The organism is Streptomyces sp. NPDC028289 (assembly GCF_055565975.1).
In genome coordinates this window covers 1,182,575-1,207,757 of record NZ_JBVHTI010000002.1, presented here as the reverse complement: position 1 = coordinate 1,207,757, position 25,183 = coordinate 1,182,575, and the positions used below count along the sequence as shown (strand labels likewise).

The 25,183-nt window shown below is 71.8% G+C and carries 21 protein-coding genes and 3 pseudogenes; 9 read left to right on the top strand and 15 right to left on the bottom strand.

Going from position 1 to position 25,183, the window contains the following annotated elements:
• Positions 1 to 21: 21 nt before the first annotated feature.
• The 3 genes from ACZ4UV_RS13380 to ACZ4UV_RS13370 form a co-directional block, all read right to left on the bottom strand.
• Positions 22 to 282 carry a type B 50S ribosomal protein L31 gene (locus tag ACZ4UV_RS13380; RefSeq protein ID WP_181808960.1) on the bottom strand — a complete coding sequence of 87 codons (261 nt, stop codon included), beginning with the start codon at positions 280 to 282 and terminating at the stop codon, positions 22 to 24.
• A gap of 41 nt (positions 283 to 323) precedes the next feature.
• Positions 324 to 488, bottom strand: a complete 165-nt coding sequence (rpmG, locus tag ACZ4UV_RS13375; RefSeq protein ID WP_093497749.1) for a 50S ribosomal protein L33 — start codon at positions 486 to 488, stop codon at positions 324 to 326.
• Between the two features lie 127 nt (positions 489 to 615).
• Positions 616 to 1,389, bottom strand: coding sequence for a sulfite exporter TauE/SafE family protein (locus tag ACZ4UV_RS13370; RefSeq protein WP_467837801.1), 774 nt, complete (start codon positions 1,387 to 1,389; stop codon positions 616 to 618).
• A gap of 192 nt (positions 1,390 to 1,581) precedes the next feature.
• Between ACZ4UV_RS13370 and ACZ4UV_RS13365 the strand changes: the two genes are divergently transcribed.
• Positions 1,582 to 2,052 carry a Dps family protein gene (locus ACZ4UV_RS13365; protein WP_451016683.1) on the top strand — a complete coding sequence of 157 codons (471 nt, stop codon included), beginning with the start codon at positions 1,582 to 1,584 and terminating at the stop codon, positions 2,050 to 2,052.
• 13 nt (positions 2,053 to 2,065) lie between these two features.
• On the opposite strand, the gene ACZ4UV_RS13360 is transcribed toward ACZ4UV_RS13365, so the two are convergent.
• A complete protein-coding gene (locus tag ACZ4UV_RS13360) occupies positions 2,066 to 3,070 on the bottom strand; it encodes a LysR family transcriptional regulator (protein WP_467837799.1) in 1,005 nt (334 codons plus the stop codon).
• Between the two features lie 71 nt (positions 3,071 to 3,141).
• On the opposite strand from ACZ4UV_RS13360, the gene ACZ4UV_RS13355 reads away from it, so the two are divergent.
• From ACZ4UV_RS13355 to ACZ4UV_RS13335, 5 genes and pseudogenes are all read left to right on the top strand, one after another.
• Positions 3,142 to 4,029, top strand: a complete 888-nt coding sequence (locus tag ACZ4UV_RS13355) for an SDR family NAD(P)-dependent oxidoreductase (protein ID WP_390036916.1) — start codon at positions 3,142 to 3,144, stop codon at positions 4,027 to 4,029.
• A gap of 194 nt (positions 4,030 to 4,223) precedes the next feature.
• A pseudogene (locus tag ACZ4UV_RS13350) lies at positions 4,224 to 4,427 on the top strand (response regulator transcription factor); the annotation flags it as partial.
• A gap of 142 nt (positions 4,428 to 4,569) precedes the next feature.
• The gene (locus ACZ4UV_RS13345; protein WP_467837796.1) at positions 4,570 to 5,973 is read left to right on the top strand and encodes a glutamine synthetase family protein; all 1,404 of its coding nucleotides are present in this window, start codon (positions 4,570 to 4,572) and stop codon (positions 5,971 to 5,973) included.
• Positions 5,973 to 7,115, top strand: coding sequence for an amidohydrolase family protein (locus ACZ4UV_RS13340; protein ID WP_467837794.1), 1,143 nt, complete (start codon positions 5,973 to 5,975; stop codon positions 7,113 to 7,115). The genes ACZ4UV_RS13345 and ACZ4UV_RS13340 overlap by 1 nt, the downstream gene beginning before the upstream one ends.
• Before the next feature lie 42 nt (positions 7,116 to 7,157).
• The gene (locus ACZ4UV_RS13335; RefSeq protein ID WP_181808617.1) at positions 7,158 to 7,685 is read left to right on the top strand and encodes an NUDIX hydrolase family protein; all 528 of its coding nucleotides are present in this window, start codon (positions 7,158 to 7,160) and stop codon (positions 7,683 to 7,685) included.
• Positions 7,686 to 7,767: 82 nt separating this feature from the next.
• Here the strand turns inward: ACZ4UV_RS13335 and ACZ4UV_RS13330 are convergent, their stop codons facing one another.
• Together ACZ4UV_RS13330 and ACZ4UV_RS13325 are read right to left on the bottom strand one after the other, a co-directional pair.
• Complete coding sequence (locus ACZ4UV_RS13330) at positions 7,768 to 9,939, bottom strand: ATP-binding SpoIIE family protein phosphatase (protein WP_467837792.1); 2,172 nt, start codon at positions 9,937 to 9,939, stop codon at positions 7,768 to 7,770.
• A 58-nt stretch (positions 9,940 to 9,997) separates the two neighbouring features.
• Positions 9,998 to 10,906 carry a TIGR01777 family oxidoreductase gene (locus ACZ4UV_RS13325; RefSeq protein ID WP_451016687.1) on the bottom strand — a complete coding sequence of 303 codons (909 nt, stop codon included), beginning with the start codon at positions 10,904 to 10,906 and terminating at the stop codon, positions 9,998 to 10,000.
• A gap of 415 nt (positions 10,907 to 11,321) precedes the next feature.
• Here ACZ4UV_RS13325 and ACZ4UV_RS13320 point away from each other — a divergent pair.
• A pseudogene (locus tag ACZ4UV_RS13320) lies at positions 11,322 to 12,554 on the top strand (MFS transporter).
• A 90-nt stretch (positions 12,555 to 12,644) separates the two neighbouring features.
• Here ACZ4UV_RS13320 and ACZ4UV_RS13315 read toward each other — a convergent pair.
• Positions 12,645 to 12,866, bottom strand: a pseudogene (locus ACZ4UV_RS13315) (LysR family transcriptional regulator); the annotation flags it as partial.
• Between ACZ4UV_RS13315 and ACZ4UV_RS13310 the strand changes: the two are divergent.
• Entirely contained in the window at positions 12,850 to 13,545 is a 696-nt protein-coding gene (locus tag ACZ4UV_RS13310) for an aldehyde dehydrogenase family protein (protein WP_467837947.1), read from the top strand. The pseudogene ACZ4UV_RS13315 and the gene ACZ4UV_RS13310 sit on opposite strands and share 17 nt — an antisense overlap.
• Positions 13,546 to 13,589: 44 nt before the next feature.
• On the opposite strand, the gene ACZ4UV_RS13305 is transcribed toward ACZ4UV_RS13310, so the two are convergent.
• From ACZ4UV_RS13305 to ACZ4UV_RS13280, 6 genes are read right to left on the bottom strand one after another with little or no spacing between them, the layout of a single operon-like run.
• The gene (locus tag ACZ4UV_RS13305) at positions 13,590 to 14,600 is read right to left on the bottom strand and encodes an ABC transporter ATP-binding protein (protein ID WP_451016689.1); all 1,011 of its coding nucleotides are present in this window, start codon (positions 14,598 to 14,600) and stop codon (positions 13,590 to 13,592) included.
• Positions 14,597 to 15,646: an ABC transporter ATP-binding protein gene (locus tag ACZ4UV_RS13300; protein ID WP_467837789.1), complete on the bottom strand. Its 1,050-nt coding sequence runs from the start codon at positions 15,644 to 15,646 to the stop codon at positions 14,597 to 14,599. Before ACZ4UV_RS13300 ends, ACZ4UV_RS13305 begins: the two co-directional genes overlap by 4 nt.
• A complete protein-coding gene (locus ACZ4UV_RS13295; protein WP_467837788.1) occupies positions 15,639 to 16,607 on the bottom strand; it encodes an ABC transporter permease in 969 nt (322 codons plus the stop codon). Before ACZ4UV_RS13295 ends, ACZ4UV_RS13300 begins: the two co-directional genes overlap by 8 nt.
• A 2-nt stretch (positions 16,608 to 16,609) precedes the next feature.
• A complete protein-coding gene (locus ACZ4UV_RS13290) occupies positions 16,610 to 17,650 on the bottom strand; it encodes an ABC transporter permease (protein WP_451016691.1) in 1,041 nt (346 codons plus the stop codon).
• Positions 17,647 to 19,386: an ABC transporter substrate-binding protein gene (locus ACZ4UV_RS13285; RefSeq protein WP_467837786.1), complete on the bottom strand. Its 1,740-nt coding sequence runs from the start codon at positions 19,384 to 19,386 to the stop codon at positions 17,647 to 17,649. The genes ACZ4UV_RS13290 and ACZ4UV_RS13285 overlap by 4 nt, the downstream gene beginning before the upstream one ends.
• 31 nt (positions 19,387 to 19,417) lie before the next feature.
• The gene (locus ACZ4UV_RS13280) at positions 19,418 to 20,314 is read right to left on the bottom strand and encodes a proline iminopeptidase-family hydrolase (RefSeq protein ID WP_451016693.1); all 897 of its coding nucleotides are present in this window, start codon (positions 20,312 to 20,314) and stop codon (positions 19,418 to 19,420) included.
• 316 nt (positions 20,315 to 20,630) lie between these two features.
• On the opposite strand from ACZ4UV_RS13280, the gene ACZ4UV_RS13275 reads away from it, so the two are divergent.
• Positions 20,631 to 21,347, top strand: coding sequence for a FadR/GntR family transcriptional regulator (locus ACZ4UV_RS13275; protein WP_390982659.1), 717 nt, complete (start codon positions 20,631 to 20,633; stop codon positions 21,345 to 21,347).
• Between the two features lie 1,061 nt (positions 21,348 to 22,408).
• Here ACZ4UV_RS13275 and ACZ4UV_RS13270 read toward each other — a convergent pair.
• Together ACZ4UV_RS13270 and ACZ4UV_RS13265 are read right to left on the bottom strand one after the other, a co-directional pair.
• Entirely contained in the window at positions 22,409 to 22,648 is a 240-nt protein-coding gene (locus ACZ4UV_RS13270; RefSeq protein ID WP_451016694.1) for a hypothetical protein, read from the bottom strand.
• A gap of 479 nt (positions 22,649 to 23,127) precedes the next feature.
• Positions 23,128 to 25,095, bottom strand: a complete 1,968-nt coding sequence (locus ACZ4UV_RS13265; RefSeq protein ID WP_467837783.1) for a WD40 repeat domain-containing protein — start codon at positions 25,093 to 25,095, stop codon at positions 23,128 to 23,130.
• Positions 25,096 to 25,183 lie beyond the last annotated feature (88 nt).

Here is a 25,183-nt window from a genome sequence, read left to right as displayed (position 1 = left end):
CGGGTCGGCCGCCGGGCGGGGTCAGCCGCGGGCGGCGGCGGTGCGGCCGTAACGGCGTTCGAAACGCTCCACTCGGCCGGCGCTGTCCAGGACCCGCGCCCTGCCGGTGTAGAAGGGGTGCGACGCGGACGAGATCTCCACGTCGATCAAGGGGTAGGTGTTGCCGTCCTCCCACTCGATCGTCCGGGACGAGTCGGCGGTGGAGCGCGTCAGGAACGCGGTGTCCGCGGCGCGGTCCCGGAAGACCACGAGGCGGGACGCGGGATGAATGCGGGCCTTCATGGGGTTTCCTCTCTTGGTTGCCGGTGCGCTTGCGGTCGGCTTCAGCGCTCTTCGCGGAAGTCGACGTGTGCGCCGGCCACCGGGTCGTACTTGCGCAGGACCAGCCGGTCGGGGTTGTTCCGGCGGTTCTTGCGGGTCACGTAGGTGACGCCGGTTCCGGCCGTCGACTTCAGCCTGACGACCGGACGCGCGGTGCTGCGTGCCATGAGGTTCTCCCTTCGCCCACACCCGGGATCTTTGATCCGAGCATGTCATTCACGACCTCTGCAACAACGCCTCCCGCCGTCGCATTCCCGGGTCGCCGGACCGGCCGGGGGTTCCCGGACCGACCGGTCAGCGCAGGAGGAGCTGGAGGCCCCCGACGATCGTCGCGGCGATGACCAGCTGCTCGAAGAGGCGCTGGTTGATCCGGTGCACGGCCCACTTGCCGATGAAGGCGCCGGGGACGACGAACGCGACGAGCGCGGCGTCCAGGAGCAGCGAGTGGCCGTCGATCAGTCCGAGGCCGGCGCTGAAGGGGACCTTGGAGAGGTTCACGATCAGGAAGAAGAACGCCGAGGTACCCAGGAAGCCGAGTTTGCGGAAGCCGGCCGACAGCAGGTACATCGACATCACCGGGCCGCCCGCGTTGGCGACCATCGTGGTGAAGCCGCCGAGCACGCCGTACGAACCGGCCTTGGCCCGGCCCGCGCGGGTGGTGACCTGGTCCGGGTCGTCGGGGCGGTCGGCCGTGCGGCGCCGCCACAGCGTGACCCCGGCCATCAGCAGCAGGATCGCACCGATCGAGGTCCGTACGACGCCGTCGTCGGCCCAGACCAGGAACAGCGTGCCGATCACCACGCCGACCGCGACCGCCGGGAACAGCCGCCACAGCGTGGGCCAGTGGGCGTGCCTCCGGTAGGTCGCCACGGCCAGCACGTCGCCCGCGATGAGCAGCGGGAGCAGTACGCCGGTGGAGGCGCGGGCCGGGAGGACCGCGGCGAAGATGGCGAGACTGACGGTGTTGGCCCCACTGACGGCGGTCTTGGAGAAGCCGACGAGCAGGGCGGCGAGTGCCAGGGCGGCGAACTCCCAGCCGGATATGTGCCAGAGCGTCATCGTGTCCATGCGGGGACCGATGCTATGTCCGGACAACCGGATGGTGTAAGTACCGTCTCGCTGGTTGGCTCCGGCCCCCTCCCGGGGCGGGTGCCGGCCCTGTCCGGGGTGCGCGGCCGTGCGGGGCCGCTGCGTTTGCGGGCGATCCGCCAGGGCACCCGCGCAGCGATGACGGCACAGCTCAGAAAGGAGACGCACACCATGTCCGTGGTGAGGAACACACTGCCCGACGAGGCGCTCAGGATCACCGGCGGTGCCCTCCAGGAGACCTTGGTGGATCTGCTCGGACTGTCACTGATGGGGAAGCAGGCCCACTGGAACATCGTGGGCCCGCGGTTCCGCTCGATCCATCTCCAGCTCGACGAGGTGGTCGCCGCCGCGCGCGCCCACTCGGACACCGTCGCGGAGCGCGCCGCCGCCCTGGGCGTGCCGCCGGACGGCCGTCCGGAGACCGTCGCCGCGGCCTTCTCGCTGCCCGGCGCCAAGGACGGCTGGCTGCGCGACGACGAGGTCGTCGACCTGATGGTGCGGACCCTGGAGGCGGCGATCGGGCGACTGCGCGAGCGGATCGCCGCGACCGACGAGCCCGACCCGGTCACCCAGGACCTGCTGATCTCGATCACCGCCGACCTGGAGAAGCAGCGCTGGATGTTCGCCGCCGAGAACAACTGAGCCCACAGAAGGCTCACTTGGACCGATCCGGTCGGTCCGATCCATCCGGCCGGTCCAGTCGGTCGGGTCGGTCGGGTCGGTCGGGTCGGTCCAGCCGGTCCGGTACGTCCGCTTCGAGCGCCGCCGCCCGCAGGGCGGCCGCCACCCGGGTGACCGCCTCCGCGGGCGGGTGCGGCAGCCGGGCCAGCAGCTGGCGGCGCTGCTCCTGCGGTCCGCCGCGCACCGGCAGGATCCGGACACCGGCCGGCGCCGCGGAGGCCAGGGCGGCCGGTACGGTGGTCAACCCGCAGCCGGCGGCGACGAGATGGAGCTTGGCCAGCCAGTCGCGCGCGACGTGGGCGATCTCCGGCCGCTCGTCCAGGCCGGGCCACACGCCCATCAACCGGTCCTCTCCCGAGGCGGAGCCGGCGATCCAGCGCTGCCCGCGCAGATCGGCCACGTCGACGAAGTCGCCGCGAGCCAGGGGGTGACCGGCCGGCAGCGCTAGGCACAGGGCGCGCTCGGTGAGGGTCTGGAGCACCAGCGGGGGCGACTCGGCGTCCGGCGCCCGGAACGGCGGCGCCGACGCGAGCAGGGCCAGGTCGATGCTGCCGGCGCGCAGGGCACGCACCAGTGCGGGGGTGGTGCCCTCGCGGCCCACGACCCGGAGGCCGGGGTCCGTCCGGCGGAGCGCGGTCAGGGCGTGCGGGACCAGCACGGCTCCCGCGGTGGGGTACCAGCCCAGACGGACCGTCCCGGCCTCTCCGGGCAGCCCGGACAGTTCCCTCGCCGCCGCCTCGATCTCGTCGAGCACGGTCGTGGCGCGCCGCATGACGACCCGTCCGGCCGCGGTGAGCCGTACTCCGTCACGCCGCCGCTCGAGGAGCTCCGCGCCCGAAGCCCGCTCGATCGCGGCGATCTGCCGGGACACCGCGGACTGGGTGTAGCCCAGCGAGGCCGCGGCGGCGGTGAAGGTTCCCTGATCGGCGACCGCGCGGAAGACCCGCAGCGCGGTCAGTGACACATCGTTGAAGTCCATGACGCTCACGCATACTAGCCGTGCGTAACTTTCGTTGGACTCATGGACGCGCCGTTCCTAGCGTGGGATGCATGAACGCTCCCCGCATCGCCCTCGTCACCGGCGCCAACCAAGGACTCGGCCGCGCCCTCACCGAAGGCCTCGCCGCCCGGCTGGGCCCGGACGACCTGGTTCTGCTCACCGGACGCGACCCGAGGCGGGTGCCGGACGCCGCCGCCGAGGTCGCGCGCCGGCCCTCGACGCGCGCCCGCGTCGAGGGCCGGGTCCTGGACGTCACCGACACCGACGCGATCGACCGGCTCGCCGACGAACTCGGGGCCCGGTACGGCGGGGTGGACATCGTCGTCTCCAACGCGGTCGCCCGGGTCCTGCCCGAGGACTCGCAGTCCGAGCGGGCCGACGAGTTCATCGACGTCTCGAACACCGCCACCCACGCGGTCCTGCGCTCCTTCGGCGCCGTCCTGCGCCCGCGGGGCCGGCTGCTGGTGGTGGCCAGTTCGCTCGGCACCCTCGGCCACCTCGACCCGCGGCTGCACCACCTGTTCGACGGCGCGAGCCTCGACCAGGTCGAGTACGCCGTCGAGTCCTGGCGCAGCGCCGTCCACAACCGCACCGCCGCCGAGGCCGGCTGGCCCGTGTGGCTGAACGTGCCCTCGAAGGTGGCCCAGGTGGCCGCCGTCCGCGCGGTCGCCGCCGAGCGCCGCGAGCAGGACCTGGCGACCGGCACCCTGGTCGCCTCCGTCTGCCCCGGCATGGTCGACACGGCCACGTCCCGCCCCTGGTTCAGCGACTACAGCGGCGCCCAGTCCCCCGCCGAGGCCGCCCGTGCGGTGCTCGACCTCGTCTTCGCGGCGGATGTCGACCCCGGGCTCTACGGCGAGCTGATCCGCTTCGGCAAGCCGCTGCGCTGGCAGGACGGCACCCCTCCGGTGGAGCAGGACCGCCTCGTCAAGCCGTGAGCGCCGGATCCGGCGCCGTCTGTCGGCACACGGACCCGCCGGCGCCGGCCGAGCCCTCAGCCTCTGCCCAACGGGAAGAGTGCCCGTACCGTCCAGCCGCCCACCGCCCCCGGCCCCGCGTCCAGCGTGCCGCCGAGGGCGGTGACGCGTTCCGTGAGGCCGACGAGGCCGAAGCCGCCGCCAGGCCGGTCGACGCACCACCCGCCGAGCCCCTCACCGGCCGCGAGCTGGACGTGGTGCGGCTGGTCGCCGTCGGCCGCACCAACGCCGAGATCGCCGCCGAGCTGTTCGTCTCGCTGTCCACGGTCAAGACGCATCCGTCCGGCGTCCAGCTCAAGCTGTCGGCCCGGAACCGGGTGGAGATCGCCGCGTGGGCCTGGCGCGGCGGCCACGCCTGAGCGGGCTCCGGCACCGCACGCGCCGCCCGGGACTCCGTGGCCGCCGGGACCGACTCCCCGGCGCCGGTAGCGCAGTTCGGCGCGGTCGGCGTGAAACCCTGGCCGGGACGCGTGCATCCGAGCCCGTCGAGGAGGACGTCGTATGCCACCCCTGGTCGACCCCGTACCCGGCGGGAGCCCCGGCGATCTGGCCCGGGCCCATGCCCTCGCCCACGAGCTGTCCGCGCAGGGCGTGCGCGGGATCGTGCTGGCGTATGTGGACACCGCCGGGATCTGCAGGGTGAAGACCGTTCCCTGGCAGGGGCTGCAGCCTGCGGTGGCCTGGGGCGTGGGCATGTCCCCGGTGTTCGACACCTTCCTGGCGAACGACGCGATCGTGCGCACCGACGTGCTCGGCTCGCCCGACGGCGATCTGCGTCTCCATCCGGACCTGGACCGGCTGGTGGTGCTGGCCGGGCAGCCCGGCTGGGCGTGGGCGCCCGTCGACCGGGTCACTCAGGAGGGTGAACGGCATCCGGGGTGCAGCCGCACCTTCCTGCGCCGGGTCGTCGCCGACGCCGAGGAGCGGCACGGTGTCACCTTCCGAGCGGGCGTCGAGCTCGAGTGGGTGCTCGGCCGGGCCGCCGCGCCGGCCGACGAGTTCGCGCCGGCCACGTCGGGTCCCGCGTACAGCGCCGCCCGGCAGATCGAACTGAGCGACTACACCGCCGACCTGCTCGCGGCCCTCGAGAAGCAGGAGGTGCCGGTCGCCCAGCTCCACCCCGAGTACGCGCCCGGCCAGTTCGAGCTCTCCACCGGTGCCCTGGACCCGGTGGCGGCGGCCGACCAGAGCGTGCTGGTCCGGCAGACCGTCCGCGCGGTCTCGCAGAAGTACGGCCTGCGCGCCTCCTTCGCCCCGGCCGTCGTCGAGCGGGGCGTCGGCAACGGCGGCCACCTGCATCTCTCCCTGTGGCGCCACGGGGTCAACCTGCATGCCGGGGGCGATGCCCGGTACGGCATGACGGCCGCCGCGGAGTCGTTCATCGCCGGGCTGCTGACGCACCTGCCCGCGCTGACGGCGGTGACCGCGCCGAGCCCGGCCAGCTATCTGCGGCTCAGGCCCGCCCAGTGGGCGGGGGTGTACACGGCCTGGGGCCGGGAGACCCGCGAGACCGGGATCCGGGTCATCACCGGCACGGCCGGCCACCAGAGCCAGGAGGCCAACCTGGAGGTCAAGCCGGTCGACCTGGCCGCCAACCCGTACCTGGCCCTCGGCTGCGTCATCGCCGCCGGACTCGACGGGCTGGCCTCGGCCGCGCCGCTGCCCGAGGAGGTAACCGACGACCCGGCCCGGCTGATCCCGGACGAGGCGGTGGCCCGGGGCGTGCGCCGACTGCCGGCCTCCCTTCCCCAGGCCGTCGAGGAGTTCCGCGAGGACGAGGTGCTGCGCACCGCGCTCGGCCCGGTCCTCGCGGACGCGGTGATCGCCGTACGCGAAGGCGAGACGGCGGCCGTCGCGGGGCTCGACGACGCCGGGGTGGCGGCGGCCTACCGCTGGAAGTACTGATGCCGGGTCAGGTCCGGGAGGCGCTCGACGCGCTCCCGCTCGTCGACCACCACTGCCACGGCGCGGTCACCGCCGACCTCACCGAGCCCGAGTTCGCGTCGCTGCTGACCGAGGGCGAGGCGTGGCCGGGCGTCTCGCCGTTCGACAGCCCCGCCGGTATCGCCGTACGCCGGCACTGCGCACCCCTGCTCGGCCTGGACCGGCACGCGCCCGTCGCCGACTACCTCGCGCGGCGGGCCGAACTGGGCTGGCAGGAGGTCAACCGCCGGTTCCTGACGGCCGCGCACACGGAGGCGTTCTGCGTGGACACCGGCTACGCCCCGCACCCGGTCACCTCCCCCGCCGAACTCGCGGCGGCGGCCGGCGCGCGTGCGTACGAGGTGGTACGGCTGGAGGGCGTCGCCGAGGCGGTGGCCGCACGGGGCATCGACGCGGCCGAGTACGCGGGCGCCTTCCGGGCGGCGGCCGAGGAGGCGGTACGGCGGCCGGGTGTGGTCGCGGTCAAGTCCGTGGCCGCCTACCGCACCGGCTTCGCCCTGGACCCGGCGCGGCCGACGTACGCCGAGGTGACCCGGGCGGCGGCGCTGTGGTTCTCCGCGGGCGGCAGGCTCACCGACCCGGTCCTGATGCGTCATCTGCTGTGGACCGCCGTCGGGCTCGGGCTGCCGCTCCAGCTCCACGCCGGTTTCGGGGACTCGGACCTTCGGCTGCACCACGCGGACCCGGCCCTGCTCACCGACTGGCTGCGGCTGACCACCGGCACCGTCCCGGTGCTCCTGCTGCACTGCTGGCCCTACCAGCGCCAGGCCGCCTACCTGGCGGCGGTGTTCGAGCACGTGCACCTCGATGTCGGGCTCGCGCTGCACCATGTGGGTCCGGCCCGGGCGGGCGCGGTGCTGGCGGAGGCGATGGAGATCACCCCGTTCCGCAAACTGCTGTACAGCTCGGACGCCTATGGTGTGGCCGAGTTCCACCACCTCGGTGCGCTGTCCTTCCGGCAGGGGCTGGCCGGAATGCTCCAGGCCCGGGTGGACGCCGACGAACTGAGCCCGACCGACGCGGTGCGGATCGCCGCCTGGACGGGACGCGGCAACGCCCGTCGTCTCTACGGGCTTCCCGCATCCGACCCCGGCCGCGACTGACCGCGCGCCCTGTCCGGAAAGTATGATCAAGCAATGTCTGACATGACCGAAACCACGCCGGGTTGGCTGTCCTCCGACGAGCTGGAGATGGCGCGCGCCCGCATGCCGATCCTGTACGTGGAGGCCGTGCCCGTCCGCGTCGACGACAGCGGCGAAGTCACCAGCATCGGCCTGCTGCTCCGCATCGGCCCGGACGGAACGGTCAGCCGGACCCTCGTCTCCGGCCGTGTCCTGCACCACGAGCGGGTCCGTGACGCCCTGCTCCGCCATCTGGAGAAGGACCTCGGCCCGGTGGCGCTGCCCCGGGTGCCGGCCTCCCTGCAGCCGTTCACGGTGGCCGAGTACTTCCCGACGCTGGGCGTCACCCCGTACCACGACCCGCGTCAGCACGCGGTGTCGCTGGCCTACATCGTGCCGGTCACCGGTGACTGCCGGCCCCGGCAGGACGCCCTGGACCTGGTGTGGTTCAGCCCGCAGGAGGCCATGCTGGAGGCCGTGCAGAGCGAGATGCCAGGTGGTCACGGGGTGTTGCTGAAGCAGGCCCTGGCCCATGTGGGGTTCGTGAGCTAGGGAGCCGCCCGCGACCCGGCCGGTGGGCCGCCGACGGGGTTCGACGTCGACGGATCCGGCAGGACATCCCGGCTTCGGCCTGTCACCTGTGGAGTATCGACGTGGCCCGGCCCCGGACTTCGGCCTGCCCGGAGCCGTTCGGGATGTCCTGCTCGGTCCAGATGCACTTGGCGCCGCTGAGGTAGCGGGCGCCCCAGCGCCGGGACAGCGCGGCGACCAGCTGGAGGCCGCGGCCGCCCTCGTCGGTGTAGGTGGCGTGGCGGATGCGCGGGGTGCTCAGGCTGCCGTCGTAGACCTCGCAGGTCAGGATGCGGCTGCGCAGCAGCCGCATCCGCATGGGGCCCCTGGCGTGCCGGATCACGTTGCCGACCAGCTCGCTCACCAGGAGCTCGGTGGTCGCCGACAGGTCGTCCAGGCCCCACCGGGAGAGCTGGCCGCGGACGAGTTCACGGGCCTGGCCGGCCGCCCGGGGGTCGTCGGGCAGGCCGAAGGAGGCGATGTCGTCGGCGGGCATGGCCCGGGTGTGGGCGATGAGCAGGGCCGCGTCGTCGGTGGTCCGCTCCCGGTCCGGGAGCAGCTCCGAGACGACCGTGTCGCACAGTTCCGCCAGGCCCCGGGCGTCCTCCTCCTGGTCGGCGCCGGTGAAGCGGGCGGGCCGGACCGCGGCCCGGCGCAGGACGCGCACCAGCTCGACCAGTCCCTGCTCGGCGTCCTGGGCGTCGGACTCGATGAGCCCGTCGGTGCACAGGACGACCAGGCTGCCGTCCGGGAGCACGAGTTCGTGCACGGCGAACGGCGGGGTGGCGGCTCCGAGCGGCGGATCGGGGCTCACGACGGGGCTGAGCACGGTGCCGTCGGGATGCACGAAGACCGGCGGCGGATGCCCGGCGAGTGCGTAGCAGCAGGTCCGGCCGACCGGGTCGTAGACGGCGTAGAGGCAGGTGGCGTAGAAGTCCTCGCCCAGGTCGCTGACCAGGTCGTTGAGGTGGCCCAGCAGTTCGTCCGGGGCCATGTCGAGGTCGGCCAGGGTGCGTACGGCGGTGCGCAGCCGGCCCATGGTGGCGGCCTCGGCGATGCCGTGGCCCATCACGTCGCCGACCACCAGGGCGACCCGGTCGGCGGAGAGCGGGATCACGTCGAACCAGTCGCCGCCCACCTGCTCGCCCCGGCCCGCCGGCAGGTAGCGCGCGGCCGCGACGGCGCCGGGCAGCCGGGGCAGGGTCCGGGGCAGCAGGGCGCTCTGCAGTTCCTGCGCGCGGGCGTGTTCGAGGTCGTACAGGCGGGCCCGCTCCAGTGCCTGGCCGACCAGAGCACCGAGGCCGGTCAGGCGGGTGCGTTCCTCCGCGTCGAAGGGGCGCGGCTGGTTGTAGGACAGGATGGCCACACCGATGGCCCGCCCGGAGGCGATCAGCGGCAGGAACGCCCACGCCATCTTCGGCGAGGTCCCCATCAGGATCCTGTCCGTGACGGCGGGATAGCGCTCGTACATCTGGGCCGGCGACTCCATGAACTGCGGCCTGTGGGTCCGGAGCACGTCGGTGACGGGCAGGCCGGCGTTGAGCGGGCCCTCGAACCGTTTCAGGTAGTCGGCGGGGTAGCCGACCTCGCCGACCCTGGTCAGCCGGCCGTCCTCGAACACGGAGACGACCAGTCCGTCGGCGCAGAACGGTGACAGGACATGCTGCGCCACGGCCTGTACGACGTCCTGGACGGTCACGGCCTCGGCGAGCGTCGCGGTCAGCTCCTCCGTCCGGACCGTGCGCTCGCGCCCGGGCGCGGGTTCCCCGTGCGGAGGCTTCCCGTCGGCGTGCTCCAGGCGCTCCGCGGTCCAGGCCGCCACCGCGTGCAGGAAGGACAGCTGTACGTCGTCGGGTCCGCCGCTTCCGGACAGCAGCACCGAGAGCGCGCCGACTGGCCCGTGGGCCCCGGTCAGGGGGACCGCCACCGTGCCGGCCGCGCCGGTCCCGAGGCTGTCCCCGGCCACCCGGACGAGGACACCGCGGCGCAGCGCGCGGGCCGGCGGTACGTCCTCTTCCTCGTCCAGCTCCGCCCAGGCCCGCGCCGTCCCGGCGTCGACACCGTCCACCGCCACCAGGGTCAGCCGGCCGGCGCCGGGATCCCACCGGTGCAGCAGGGCGCCTTGTCCGCCGACACCTGCCGTCGCCTGCCGAAGGGCCAACGCCAGTGCCCGCGCCCGCGCACCCGTGGCCGGGGACGGGTCGGATTCGACCCCTTCCGGACGGTTCGGGCACATAACGACAGGTTAACGCGGCAGGCCGGGGCGACCACCGGGGCCTGGCATGGCCGCCTGGCTAACCCTGGTCCAGGGCGGCGCGCAGCGCCTCGTCGATACGGGGCTGCCGGAACGTGAAGCCCGCCTTCAGCAGGCCCTCCGGGACGGCCCGGCAACTGCCCGTGATGCCTTCGGCGAACTCGCCGAGGACGGTGCGCAGCGCGAAGGCGGGGACGGCGGCGAGGGTGGGCCGGTGCAGGATCCGGCCCGTCGCACGGGTGATCTCGCGGTTCGTGAGCGGTTCGGGGGCCGTGAAGTTGAGGGGACCGGCGACGTCCTCGTGGTCGATCGCGTGGCGCAGGGCGGCGATGTGGTCGGGCAGCGAGATGAACGGCCAGAACTGGTCGCCCGAGCCGAGCCGGCCGCCGAGGCCGTACCGGAAGAGCGGGAAGAGCTTGCCCCAGGCGCCGCCGTCGGCGGAGACGACGAGACCGGTACGCGGGTGCACGACGCGGACGCCGGCCCGCTCGGCCGGCGCGGCGGCGGCCTCCCAGCCGACGCAGACGGAGGCCAGGAAGTCGTTTCCGGCCGGATCGGACTCCGTGACGACACGGTCGCCGGTGTCGCCGTAGTAGCCGGTGGCCGAGGCCGAGATCAGCACCCGGGGCCGCTCGGCGGCCTCGGCACAGGCGTCGGCGATGGTCTGCGTCCCCTGGAGGCGGCTGAGCCTGATCTCCTGCTTGTACGCCGCGGTCCAGCGCCGGTCGCCGACCCCGGCACCGGCGAGGTGGACCACGGCGTCGACGCCGTCCAGGACGGCCGGGTCCAGCCGGGCGCCGGGCTCCCACGCCGCGGATTCGCTGCCGTCCGCCGCCCGGGCCACGGTCCGGCCGCGGGTCAGACGCAGCACGCGGTGTCCGTCGGCGAGGAGGGAACGGGTGAGGGCGGAACCGATGAGTCCGGTGGATCCGGTGATCGCGACGCGCATGACGTTCTCCGATGAGCGAATGTTTGAGAGTTCAAACTCCCACTCTCAGACTACTCCCGCCGGATGTCCGCACGGCGTAAGCGACCGGGCCACCGAGGTCGGCCCGGAGGCCCTGTCTCTCCTCCCGACGGCCGCTCGACCGGACAGGCGCGCTGCCCCCTCCACCCCGAGTCGGTCGGTCCGCACCCCGAGGGTGGGCCCTCTGCGCGGGTGAGGTCATCCATGGCCTGGATGCCCGGCTGTACGGGATTCGGATCGCGCGGAGGATGGCGGGCGGTCGGCGGACCGCCCATAGTCGTGCGTACCCCGCACGCCGCTGTCCGGACAGCCGCTGCCGTGCGGCCGTCCCCTGCATGCCGTGCACCTCTCGGCGCCCGCAGGCATGCCCGCTCCGCTCACCGTTCCTGGAGTCGTGATGCCCGGTTCCGTTCCGCCGCCGTCCGCCACCGCGGCCGACGACACCGCCCCGCCGCCCATGGCCGTCTCCGGCCCCGCCCATCTGCTGCGGGTGACCCTGCTGATGGCGGGCAGTTGTCTGCCCATCCTCGGGGCGGTGCTGATCGCCCCCGTCCTGCCGAAGATGCAGGACCACTGCGCAGCCGTGCCGGGTGCCAAGGCGCTGGTGCCGCTCGCGCTGACCGTGCCGGCCCTGGCCCTCGCCGTGCTGGCCCCGTTCGCCGGGGTGATCGTGGACCGGCTCGGCCGCAAGCGGCTGCTGGTCGTGGCGACCCTGCTGTACGCCGTGTTCGGCACGGCCCCGCTCTGGCTGGACCCGCTCGGCGCGATCATCGCGAGCCGAGCCCTGGTCGGGGTGGCCGAGGCCGCGATCATGACGTGCTGCACCACGCTGATCGGTGACTACTACTCGGGGCAGCGGCGGGTGAAGTACCTGGCCCTGCAGACCATGTGCGCGTCCGCCTCGGCCACGGCCTTCTTCGTGCTCGGCGGCGCGGCGAGATCGGCCGGCTGACGCGTGCCGTTCTTCGTGTACGCCGTGAGTCTGCTGCTGGCCCCGCTGATGGCGACGGCGCTGCCGAGCCCGGCCCCCCGCGCGGTGGCGACCGGGACGCCGGCCGACAGGGCCCGACGCCCGTTCCCCTGGACGCAGTTGGGTGGGATCTGCGCCCTGGCCTTCTTCGGCGCGATGGTCTTCTACACGGTCCCGGTCGAGATGTCGTACCTGCTCGACGACCTCGGGGTGCAGAACTCCGGGGTGATCGGACTGGCCACGGCCGTCGCCAGCGCGGCGACGGTGGGCGGCGCGGTCGCCTTCGCCGGTCTGAAGCGCTCGCCGGAGCCGATGCTGCCCGTGGTCCTGGCGGTGTGCGCGGTGGGCTTCGGGCTGATGTTCCTGGCAGGCAACGCGCCGCTGCTGGTCGCCGGGGCGGTCGTCAACTGCGTCGGCACGGGGATGCTGCTGCCCGCCCTGCTGACCAGCGCCATGTCCCGGCTCGCCTTCGAGGACCGCGGCCGCGGCACCGGGCTGTGGATGGCGGCCTTCTTCGGCGGCGAGTTCGTCTGCCCGCTGGTGCTGCTCGCCGGAGAGGCCGCGGTGGGGAGTCTCGCGGGGGCGGTGGGGATCCTGGGCTTGGCAGCAGCCCTGGTGGCGGGCGCCCTGGCAACAACTGGCAGAACGGCAACTCCCTAGGGGCGCGGGGCAGTGTCGATGTGCGGCTCCGCCGCGTGGGCGCGACCAGCCACAACGTAGCCGCACCCGCCCCACAACCTTGCGCGGCACTCACATCAACGCGGCCCCCACCTCCGCCGCCTTCTGCCGCAACCAGATGCGAGCCGCGTCCTGCGTGTGCACCGGGTGCCACCACATGGCCTCCTGCACGGGTACGGCCTCGAAGGGACACGGCAGGACGCGCACCGCCGCCGAGCTCGCCGCCCTCCGTGCCAGCCGTTCCTGGATCATCGCCACCCGCCGCGTTCCCTCGACCATGATGGAGGGGAGCTGTTACACGCTGAGCCATGCTGAGCGGTGCGGTGTTCGCCGGCGTCGAAGGCCGTCCGGCAGTCGGATGCGGGGGCGCGCGCATGGACGATCGCCAGCAGCACTCGTCGCCGGGGTCGCGGACGCCTTCCGCTCGGTGCGGGTGGGGTTGTGGAACCAGCCGCTCGACATGGGCCCCCTGATCAACGCCCGGCAGGAGAAGAGGGCGCTGGACTACCTGGTTGATCAGCCGGGAAGAGGGCGGCGAAGTGGTCGTGGGGGCGGCAAGCTCACCGGCGAGCTGTACGACAGCGGATACTTCGTCGAACCCGCCCTCTTCGACCGGGTCACCCCTGCGATGCGCATCGCCGAGGAGGAGATCTTCGGCCCGGTGCTCTCCGTGCTCGCCTACGAGGACGAGGAGAAAGCGGTCGCGGTCGCCAACGGCACCCGGTACGGACTGACCGCCACCGTGTGGACGCGAGACATGACCGAGCGGGGACATCGGCGCTTCCTTCGGCGGCTACAAGCACAGCGGCTTCGGCCGCTCCATGGGCCCCGACTACCTGGAGGACTGGGCCCAGGTGAAGGCAGTGGTCACCAGCGGCGGCTGCAGGGCCACTCGGGAGGGTATCCGCATCGCCGACGGGACCGACACCCCGGACGAGGTCCGCGCGATGGCCGCCAGGCACCACGACGATGAGCAGCTCATCGCCCTGGTGTCCCTGATCGCGGCCATCGCTCCGTTCAACCGGCCAGCGGGAAGTGGCAGGCCACCTGGCGGCCGGCGGCGCCCGGTGCGAGCCGTGGGCGTTCCGCCGCGCACCGCTCCTGGGCGTAGGGGCAGCGGGTGCGGAACGGGCAACCTGTGGGTTTGTCCACCGGGTTGGGCACCTCCCCGGTCAGGACGATCCGTTCCCGGGGCGGCCCGTCGTCCGCGAGCGTGCCGTCGTCGATGTCCGGGACCGCCGACAGCAGGGCCTGGGTGTACGGGTGCGCGGGGGCCGTGTACAGCGCCTCCGTCTCGGCGAGTTCGACGATCTCGCCGAGGTACATGACGGCGATCCGGTCCGACACGTGCCGTACGACTCCGAGGTCGTGCGCGATGAAGACGTAGGTGAGGGCGAACTCCTCCTGGAGGTCGGCGAACAGGTTCAGCACCTGGGCCTGGATCGACACGTCGAGCGCGGACACCGGTTCGTCGGCGACGATCAGCTTCGGGCTGGTGGCCAGGGCCCGCGCGATGCCGATGCGCTGGCGCTGACCGCCGGAGAACTCGTGCGGATACCGGTCCAGATGGGCCGCCGCCAGTCCTACGACGTCGAAGAGTTCGGCGACCCGCCGGCGCACCGCGCCCGCGTCGCCGTACCGGTGTACGAGCAGCGGCTCGGCGACGATGTCCCCGGCGCGGCGGCGGGGGTTGAGGGAGGCCTGCGGGTCCTGGAAGACCAGTTGCATGCCCGGCCGCACCGGGCGCAGGCGGCGCGTGGAGAGGGTGGAGATGTCCTGCCCGTCGAACTCGACCCGCCCGCCGGTGAGTTCGGTGAGCCGGACCAGACAGCGGGCCAGCGTGGACTTGCCGCAGCCCGACTCGCCGACGACACCGAGGGTCTCGCCGCCGCGCACCTCCAGAGAGACACCGTCGACGGCGCGCAGGACCGGGCGCGCGCCCCGGAGGGGGTAGTGCTTGGTGATGTCCGTGGCGCGCAGCAGTACGTCGTGCGCGGGGACGGTCGTACCGTCCTGTGCTGTCGTCACGACGCCACCTCCGCGTCCTGGTCCCTGCCTTGCTTCCCGTCGGCCGCTCGTGCGGTCAGCCGCAGTCCCGCGCGGTCGTCCGGTGCGAGCCAGCACGCGTCCAGGTGCGAGGCGTCCTCGCCGCCGGGGGTCAGCACGGGCCGCTCCGCGCACCGGTCGTGGCGAAATCGGCAGCGCGGGGCGAACGCACAGCCCTCCGGAAGGGCACCGGGCGAGACCGGCATGCCCGCGATGGTGGGCAGCCGCCGCAGCCGGGGGCCGCCCACGCGGGGCACCGAGTCCAGCAGGCCCCAGGTGTACGGGTGCCGCGGGCCGTGGAACACCGCCCGCCGCGGGCCCTCCTCGGCCACCCGGCCGCCGTACATGACGAGGACCCGGTCGGCGATCTGCGAGACCACGCCCATGTCATGGGTGATGAGCACCATCGCCGAGCCGCGGGCGTTCAACTCCCGCATCAGATCGAGGATCTGCGCCTGGACGGTGACGTCCAGCGCCGTGGTCGGCTCGTCCGCGATCAGCAACGCGGGATCGCAGGAGAGGGCCATCGCGATGACCGCGCGCTGGCGCATGCCGCCGGAGAACTCGTGCGGGTAGGCATGCGCCCGGGAAGCCGCGTCGGGGATGCCCACGTCGGAGAGCAGCCGTACCGCGCGGGCCCCGGCCTCCTTGCGGGAGACTTTCTCGTGTGCCCGGATCTGTTCGGCGATCTGCCAGCCCACGGTGTAGACGGGGGTCAGGGCGGTCATCGGGTCCTGGAAGACCATGGCGATCTCCCGGCCGCGCACCGCCCGCATCTCCTTGTCGGGCAGGGTCATCAAGTCCCTTCCCCGGAAGCGGACTTCGCCCGACACGGTGACGTTCGGGTTGGTGAGCAGCCGCAGCACGGCCAGCATCGACACGCTCTTGCCCGAGCCCGACTCGCCCACCACGCCCAGGACCTCGCCGGGAGCGACGGAGAAGGAGAGTCCGTCGACGGCGGTGACCAGGCCTTGGCGGGTGCGGAACCGTACCCGCAAGTCTCGTACGTCCAGCAGGGGTTCAGGCATGGCGGGCCCTCGGGTCGAGTCGCGCGTACAGGATGTCCACCAGGGCGTTGGCGAGGACTACGAAGAACGCCGCGTACAGCACGGTCCCCATGATCACCGGCAGGTCGAGGTTCTGGAGGGCGTCGTAGGTGAGCTTGCCGATGCCGGGCAGGCCGAAGACCACCTCGGTCAGCAGCGCGGCCCCGCCGACGAGCGCACCGAAGTCCAGGCCGAACAGCGACACGATCGGGATGAGGGAGCAGCGCAGCGCGTGCCGGAGCAGGATCCGCCGTTCCGAGAGGCCCTTGGCGCGGGCGGTGCGGACGTAGTCCTCGCCGAGCGCGGTGACGACCTCGCCCCGCAGCAGCCGGGCGTAGATCCCGGCGTAGAGCAGGGCCAGGGTCAGCCAGGGGAAGAGCATGTGCAGCGCCCACTGGCCGGGGTCCTGGCCCAGGCCGACGTAGCCGGGCGGCGGCACCCAGGAGAAGAGGGAGTCGTGGAACTGCTTCTGGGTGAGGAGGTTGACGACCTCGCCGAGCCAGTAGGCGGGGAGGGAGACGCCGACGACACCGACCAGCATGATCAGCGGGTCGGCGGCCCTGCCGCGCAGGGTCGCCGCCGCCGTGCCCATGAGGATCCCGGCCGTCATCCAGATCAGGGCCGCGCCGATGACCAGGGAGAGGGTGACCGGGGTGGCCTGCACGATCTGCGGGATGACCTTGGAGCCGCGGTTGACGAACGACTCCAGGTCCCGGTCGATCAGCAGGTGCCGCATCATCAGCAGATAGCGGACGGGCAGCGGCCGGTCGAGGCCGAAGGAGTGCCGCACCTGGGCGAGGGTGGCCGCGTCGGCGTTGCGGCCCGCGATCCGGGCCGCCGGGTCGACGCCCGGGGTGGCGAAGAAGATCAGGAACACCAGCACGCTGATCGCGAACATCACCAGCAGGGCCGAGCCGAAGCGTTTGAGGGCGAAGACGAGCATGGTCACACCCCTCCGCGCAGCCGGGCGCCCGGGTCGAGGGCGTCGCGCACCCCGTCGCCGAGGACGTTGAGCGCGGCCGTGGTCAGCGCGATCAGCAGACCGGGGGCGATGGTCACGGTGGGACGGGTGTAGAGCAGTCCCAGACCGTCCTGGATGATCGTGCCCCAGCTGGCGTCGGGCGGCTGGACACCCACCGACAGGAAGGACAGCGCCGACTCGGTCAGCATGGCCAGCGCGGTCATCAGCGGCACGAAGACGATGGCCGTGGGGACGACGTTCGGCAGCACCTCGCGGCGCAGGATGCGCAGGGTGGGGGCGCCGGAGCCGATGGCCGCCTGGATGTACTCCTTGTTCCGCAGGACCAGCACCTGACCGCGCAACGGCCTCGCGATGTACGGCACGTAGATCGCCGCGATGATCGTGATCGGCAGCCAGAGGCTGCCGGCCTCCACGGTGACAGGGCCCAGCTTGAGGCCGTTCGTGAGCAGGACCACCGACAGACAGATCGCCAGCAGGTACACCGGGAACGCCCAGATGACGTCCAGGATCCGGGAGATGACCGAGTCCACGACCCCGCCCGCGTACCCGGCGACCACACCGACGGCCGTCCCGACGGCGCAGGACAGCAGGGCCGCCGTCACCCCGATGAACAGGCTCGTGCGGCCGCCGTACAGCAGGCGGGCCATGACGTCGCGGCCCTGGTTGTCGGCGCCGAGGAAGTAGTGAGCGGGGTCCCAGGTCGGGCCGATGGGCGTGACGCCGAGGCCGAGGCCGGTGCTGCTCGGGGTGAGCACCGGCACGGTCTTGCCGTCGATGACCGTGGTGCCGGAGACATGGGACTGGAACGGGTCGGTGCGGGCGATGTGGTCCGCGTAAAGCGGTGCGCACAGAGTCGCCAGCACGACGAGGAGCAGGACCGCGGCGGCGGCCAGCGCCGACCTGTTGCGGAGCAGGTCGGCGGCGGCCGTCCGCCAGGGGCCCGGCGAGCGCCGGGCCTCGGTCGACGGGGCAGGGTTCACCGCGGGGGCGACTGCGGGGGTCATTTCACCCACAGTTGCCCGAGCAGCATGTAGAACTGCTTGCTGAACTGGTAGTTGCCCACCCGGGTCGAAGTGAAGTCGATCAACTTCGGGTTGATCAGCGGGACCACCGGCGACTCACCCATGATCTCCTGGTCGATGGCGCCCCACTGCTTGTCCGCGGTCGCCTGGTCGGTCTGCGCGGTCTTGATCGCCGTCTGCATCTTGGCGTCGACGCCCTTGTCGCAGAACCCGGAGATGTTGATGCTTGAGTCGCTGCCGGGGTGGTAACTGGCGCAGGACAGCAGGACGTTGAGGAAGTCGGAAGGCGCCGGATAGTCCTGGTACCAGGACGTGAGGGCCAGCTGCACCTTGTTCTTGGTGTTCTGGATGTAGGTGAACTGGATGTTCGCCGACAGCGGCTTGAGCGTCGCCTTGTAGCCGAGTTGGGTGAGCAGGCTCTGGAGGTACTGCCCGATCGATTTGTTGACGTCGTCGTCCTGGACGACGATCCCGACCTCCTGACCGGCCGTACCGGACTTCTTCACCAGCTCCTTGGCCTTGGCGAGGTCCGCGGCCTTCCAGGTGGTGCCGCCGCCCTTGGTGTAGTCGCACGTGTCGACGTGTCCGGGGAAGCCCGGCGGGAGGATCGTGCAGGCGGGGGAGGCGAGGTTCGCGCCGCCGTACAGCCGGACGACGGCGGACCGGTCGACCGCGTAGTTGATCGCCTGGCGGGCCAGTTTGTTGTTGAACGGCGCCATGTTGACGTTGAGAGTGGCGTACCAGAACGCGGTCAGCGGATTCACATGCGCCTGGGAGGCGTACTTGGTCCCGATCTCGTTGAGGCGGTCGGCGGGCGGCGGGTCGTACATCCAGTCCGCCTGGCCGTTCTCCACGGCGGTCACCTCCGACTCGACCGTCTGGCCGAAGGTGTAGTCGATGTCCTCCGGGTAGCCCTGCGGCTGCGCCTCGCGCGACCATTCCTTGAAGTGCGGGTTACGCACCAGCTTCAACGCCCGGTTGGGGTCGTACGACGCCGCCATGTAGGGGCCCGTCGTCGGGAGCGGCTTGGTACCCGCGTCCTTCGCCGGCGAGTCCTTCGGGACGATGCTGGCGTGCGGGACGGCCAGCTTGTACGCGAACTCCGGGTCGGCGGCGGTCAGGTTGATGGTGACCGTGCCCGTCTTCGCGTCGCCGATCACGCCCTTGGGCAGGGTGCAGGAGGCCGGCGTCTTCAGACAGGCGTCGGCGCCGACGATGCCGTTGTAGAAGGTGCCCGCGGTGGGGCTGGAGACCTTGAAGATCCGTTCGAAGGACGCCACCACGTCGTCGGTGGTCAGGGCCTTGCCGTTGGAGAAGGTGACGCCCTTGCGGAGCGTGAAGGTGTAGGTCTTGCCGCCGTTGCTGACCTTCGGCATGGCGGTGGCCAAGTCCGGGACGACGGTGAAGGACTCCTGCCCGTTCACCTTCTTGAAGGCCAGCAGTCCGTCGTACATCGACTGGTACAGCTGCCAGTACTGGAGTGTGTAGTTGACCTGCGGGTCGAAGCTGCCCGCCGCCGCGTGGGCGACCAGCTTCAGGGTGCCGCCCTTGTGCTGTGACTGGAAGGCGGCGGAACTCGAGCCGGAGGCGGAGCTGCTCGGGTCGGAGGAGGATCCGTCGTCGGAGGACGAACAGGCGGCGGCGGTCAGGGCGAGCGCGACGGTGGCGGCGGCGAACGCGCTCCGTCTGGCGCGGTGCGGTAGGGCGCTGCGAGGCATGGCGGTGAACTCTCCCGGTCTCGGTCGGGGATCAGTCGGTGGAGTCGAGGAACTCGCCGACGACCCGGAGGTAGAGCTCCTCTTCCTCGACGTGCGGCATGTGGCTCGAATGCTCGAACATGTGCCAGCGCACATCGGGGATGCGGTCGGCGAAGGGGCGGAGGGTCTCGGGAGTGGCCTCGTCGAACCGTCCCGACACCAGCAGGGTCGGTGCCTCGATCAGGTGCAGCCGGTCGATGACGGACCAGTCCTTGAGAGTGCCGACGACGTGGAACTCGTTCGGGCCGTTCATCGTGTGGTACACGGTCGGGTCGGCCTCGATGTTGTCCCAAGTCGCCTGGACCTCTGGCGGATTGGGGGTGAGGCGGCAGACATGGCGGTTGTTGAAGACCTGTTCGGCCGCCCGGTAATCGGGGTGGTCCGTGGTCCCGGCCTCCTCGTGGGCGAGCAGGGTCCGCTGGACCTCCTCCGGCAGTTCGGCGCGGAGTTCGGCCGCCGCCTTGAGCCACAGCTCCATGGACGCGGGGGAGTTGGCGATGACCAGACCTCGCAGCCCGGGTGGGCGGCGCACCGCGTGCTCGGCGGCGAGCATGCCGCCCCAGGACTGGCCGAGGATGTGGTACGCATCGGCGATGCCCAGTTCCCTGAGCAGGTTGTCGAGTTCGTCGAGGAAGAGCTGGACGGTCCAGAAATCGGCCCCCTCGGCGGGCAGATGGGTGGAGTGTCCGGTGCCGAGCTGGTCGTAGTGGATCACAGAGCGGCCCTGTCGGGAGATGCCCGCGATGCTGAGGGTGTAGTTGTGCCCGGCGCCGGGGCCGCCGTGCAGGACCACCAGGGGTGTCCTGCCCGGTTCGCCGGTGATCCGGTACCAGGTGGAATAGCCGTTGAAGTCGGCGGTTCCGGTGTGGTTCGGTTCAGGGATCGCCACGGGGAAGCCTCCCAGACCGGCCGGAATCAGCCGACCGCTGTCTGAAAACGTTGGGGGTGACGGATGAGTGAGATAGTGATGGGGAAAAAGGTCAGCCCACAAGACCTTTTGGTCGGGCCAGGGCAAGACGTAACGGCGGGTTTACGTGGGTCGCCTGCGTTTACAGAAGCGACGATTTTCGGGAGGACACCTGACATCCGCATCAGAGTCGGCAGAGTCACCTGACTCGCTCGGGCCTTCGGGAAGCGGTGATGAGTACGCGCGCCTGATCGACCGCGTCCTCCTCGGTGGCAGCCTCTCGTCCACGCTTCGCCCGGTGCGGGTGACCTCGGCCGTCGACGAGGTCGCCGACCGGCTCCTCACCGCGATCGCCGTGGGCGACTTCCTGCCCGGCGAACGGCTCCCGGCCGAGCGCGAACTCACCGGGCTGCTGCACGTCAGCCGCCCCACTGTGCGCGAGGCCGTCGGGCGGCTCCAGGCCCTCGGGATCATCGAGATCCGCCGGGGCCGCAACGGCGGGGCGTTCGTGCAGGACAGCTGGAGCGAGTCCTCCGGGGCCGCGGTCCGACGGACCCTGCTGCCCCGCTGGGAGGAGTTCGAGCAGCTCTTCGACCTGCGCGGGCTTGTGGAGGGCATGGTGGCCGCGACGGCCGCCCGGCGCCGGCGGCCCGAGGACCTGGCGCCGATGCGGGAGGCCCTGTCCGCGCATCTCTCCGCGAGCACGCCCCGCGAGGAGCAGGCCGCCGACAGCGCCTTCCACCGCGCCATCTGCGAGGCCACCCATAACCCCCAGATCACCCGGCTCAGTCGCGAACTGCTGACCCGGATCAGCCTCGGCTTCCCGATCGAGCCGTGGGGGAAGGGCGAGCGCAGCCACTTCCACCGGGCGGGCGAAGGGCACGCCGCCCTCTACGAGGCGATCGCGGCGGGAGAGCCGGAGCGGGCGGAGGAGATCGCCCAGGAGCACTTCATGATCAGCGCGGAGATGATCCGGGAGGTACTGGCACGGGTGAGCGGGGAACGGGCTGGGTGAGGGAAGGGCGTGGCGAGGCCGAGCCGAGCGGGCGGAGGGGACGGTCACGTCCCCGAAGACGAGGAGCATCGTTCCCTGTACTCGCCCCCGCGCGCACGACGCCGCACCATTGCTCTCCGACGTACCCGGACTCCCGCGGAACGTACGCGCGTGCCCCGCCCGTCCGACGGCCTGCCCACGGTGACCGCCCATGACACCGCCACCGGCCATTCGGGCTCGCCACAGCCGGGAGCGGACCTCGCTCATCCCTGAGCCGCTAGCCGCCACCCTCACCATCGCCGCCGGCGTCCCCTCACCGAAGTCGCCAAGACACTGCGCCACTCCACCCTGTCCACCACGGCCAACACATACAGCCACCTCACCCAGCAAGCCGCCCGAAAAGCCGTCGGCACCATCGAGCGGACCCTCACACAAGCCGAACAGAGAGCCGACCGGCAGGCCCGGCAGAAGCAGCCGCGATCACCACGCGACCACATCCAACGGCTCCGCGAAGCCCTCCATCGGCTCCGCTCCCCCGCCCCGCCGTCCTTCAGCGCCACCGCAGCCCAGCCCCGAACCCGGCCTGCGACCACACTGCGACCACCAGCCGTCCAGAAACGCGAAAGGCCGCCCTCCCGCAAACGAGAGAACGACCTCCGACCTGCAACAAAGCTGGTCGGGACGACAGGATTTGAACCTGCGACCCCTTGACCCCCAGGAGTAAGGGGCAAGGGTATTTTTCTGGATAGTACGGATCTGATCAGGACGCATGATGTGCGCAGCAGGATCCCTCGTGCGCCATCGCGCACACTGTGTGGTCCCCAACTGGTCCCCACCGACGGTCATAGCTCTGCCGCCAGACGCTCCCTGAAACGTGTCGACGCCATGGCCAGGTCCACCGGCTGGACGCTGCCGCACAGGTGCCGTCTCCCCGAGGGCGACGTCTTCTCTCTGGTGAACTACGCAAGCCTTCGGTCAATGGTCTGCGACGCGCTGCACGAGTCCGGTCTGCATCGCATCGCCTATCGCACAACGGAGGTGCGCGCAGAGCGAGGGGTGAACCGCCGGGTTCGGTAGAGATCTCAGAGGGCCGGCGCTGTCGGCGAAGTACACAACGCCGGTGCCGGTAACGGCGATGCCTCGATCGGGGAGTCGTTGGGCAGTGTCCAGCGTCGCTGTCGGGTGTCCGCGTCGACCGCCACCAGATCGAAGAGATCATCATGGACATGGACGGCGCCGTCGGCTATGGCCGGCGTCCGGTAGGGAATGCCCCCGCCGGGTACCTTCCACAGCGGTCTGTCGCCGACGTCGACACCAGTCATCGCTCCCCCTGCGCAGGCATCGTTGGCCTTCCGCGTTCACCCGGCGCCCTTGTACGCGACCAGACCGCGCAAACCGGCAATGAAACGAACCCCGGCATGTCGCTTTTGGGCGGCGCAACCGTGAATCCGCGTGCTCCTACAGCCCGTTGGCCTCGCCCGGCCTCGCAACTCTCGGGTCCCGTCACGGTCGAAGCCGACGCGAGACGGCTACGACGGATCGATGGGACAACGCGGACCGGCCGGAGAGTTGGACGCCGCACGGGCGGTGAACTCCCGGCCCGGCGCCGCGGGACGGCGTCCTCAGCCGATGCAGCGCGGCGTGCCCGCCCATCCCGTCCGTGGCCGGACGAGCCGCGCGGGGGGCGGTATCCGCGAGGCTCGGGCCACAGGCACCGGCCTGTCGCGCACGTCGCGCGGTTTCTCGGCATCCGTCCCGAGGCTCCGCGCGACGGGGTGAGACGGGTCTCGGCTGAACGCGTTCATCGTCTGGTGAGCGGGAGGCTGAGGACCCCGCGGTCGTGCCCGACGATCAGATCCGGACCCGCGGTGGCCAGACAGGCGAGCACCACATCCAGGGCGATGTGCCCCACCGCGCCGGTCTCCGGTTCCCATACCCTCAGCCGGTGACCGTGACGGGTGCCGGTGACCAGGACCGTGCGGCCGTCGTGCAGGGTGGAGGCGGTGATGACCGGCAGGCCCCCGGTGCCTGTCGAGGCGGGCAGACCGTCGCCGACCGGGGCACCGGTGGCAAGGTCCCACAGCATGACCACGCCCTGGTTGTCTCCGGTGGCCAACATGGTTCGGTCGGGTGTGGGCACAGCCGCCACGGTTACCACCCGGTGGTCGGCATCGGCGAGGGCACTGGCGCTCAACTGCACGGCCGCGCCGTTTTCCCAGGGGTCCTCGACGGCCGGGTCCCACACATGAAGGCGGCCCGCGGTGTCCGCGGCCGCGATCAGTGTGTGGCCGGCGGCGATCGGGACGGCGGCGATCGACTGGATCGGACTGCCATAGGGGTTGAGGCGCCCGACGCACTCACCGGTTTCCGGATCCCACAGCCGGACCGCGCCTTTGGGGGTGGCGGTGACGAGCAGGGTGCGGCCGTCGGGGACGATGGCGACACACATTCCGGTCACCCCGCCGGGCCAGTCCCCGGCCGGTTCGCGGATCGGCTGCCCGGTGACGGGGTTCCACAGGGCGATCGTCCCGGTGTCGCCTCCGCTCGCCAGAAGGACGCGGCCGTCGGGCAGGGGCAGGGCCGTCATCGAGCGGATACGGTCACGATGTCCTGGCAGCGGGGCATGGACGAGCCGGGCGTCGGCCACGTCCCACAGGCACACCACGCCCCTGTCCCCGGCGCCGGCCACGAGCGTCGGCCGACCCGGGCAGGACACCACCGCCAGCGCGTCGACACCCCCGGATGAACCGGGCGCCGAATCGGAGAACACCGACATACGGCCCCAGGGGGTGCCGTCGGCCGCGAGCACCGCGTTCCCGTTCTGCCGGAACCGAGTCGCCGCTTCACCTGTTCGTCCGGGCGCCGTCGACTCCACCGTGGCGGCCGACTCGTCGGAGTCCGCCCGCGCCTCCGTCGGACGGTGCCGGGGGCTCGCACCGGCCGGGTTCTCCGCCAGGCCGTCGGCGATCGTCCACGTCCGCTCGCAGTCCCAGCAGCGGAAGTCTCCGGTGAGCGCCATCAGTTGGCGGGCCAACTCCCTTGCGTCCTGTTGCGGGGTGCCCGCGACCGCCACCATGCCGACGACCAGACACAGGACGGCTTGCCCCGGTGTTTCGGGGGGTAGCCCGGCCATCGCGACCTCACGTGCCACCCGCAGGAAGGGCTCCCACTCCTCTCCCACCGCTTCCTCGCGCAATGCTGCAGCGACCTCGCGCCAGGTATGTCCTCCCTGCCTGACATGGGCGGGATCAGGGAGCCCCGGAGCCTCGGCGGGCGGACGTGCCGGGTCGACGAAGAAGTCGGGGATCTCGGTATCACTCTCGCACTCGGGACATATCAGCAGGAGGTCAGCTTCCCGGGGATCGGGGAACCGCCACAACGCTTCGCCCATGTGGTGGCCGGCGAAGGCCACGCAGGCGAGCACGAGGTGGGCACAGACCTGCGGAGCAGTATCGGCGGCAAGGAGGCTTCGGGTGGCCGCCCGCTCGGCCAGACGCAGTGCGGCGCCGAACCCCGTCTCGAGATCGGCCGGGACGGGGGGCCTGTCCTCCGCGGTCACGATGCATCCCAAGTCCACCCAGAAGTCGGCGGTCTGTCCCGGAGGCAGGGCCGCTGCCGCCTCGACGAGATGCGGCAGAGCGGCATAGGCCCCGTCGAAGACGGTCCCGTCGTCCATCAGACCGCCGGCCAGGTACGTCCAGGTCTGCCTCCATCCATCGCCGCTCCCGGCGGCAGCCGCGGAGGACAACTGCTCCAGGAGTGCTTTCACCTCTTCGACCTTCACACCGTCGAGGTCAAGCCAACGAGGGCTGTGCAAGGGCAGCTTCGGAATCATGGAACGAGTCTCGCAGGCAGCA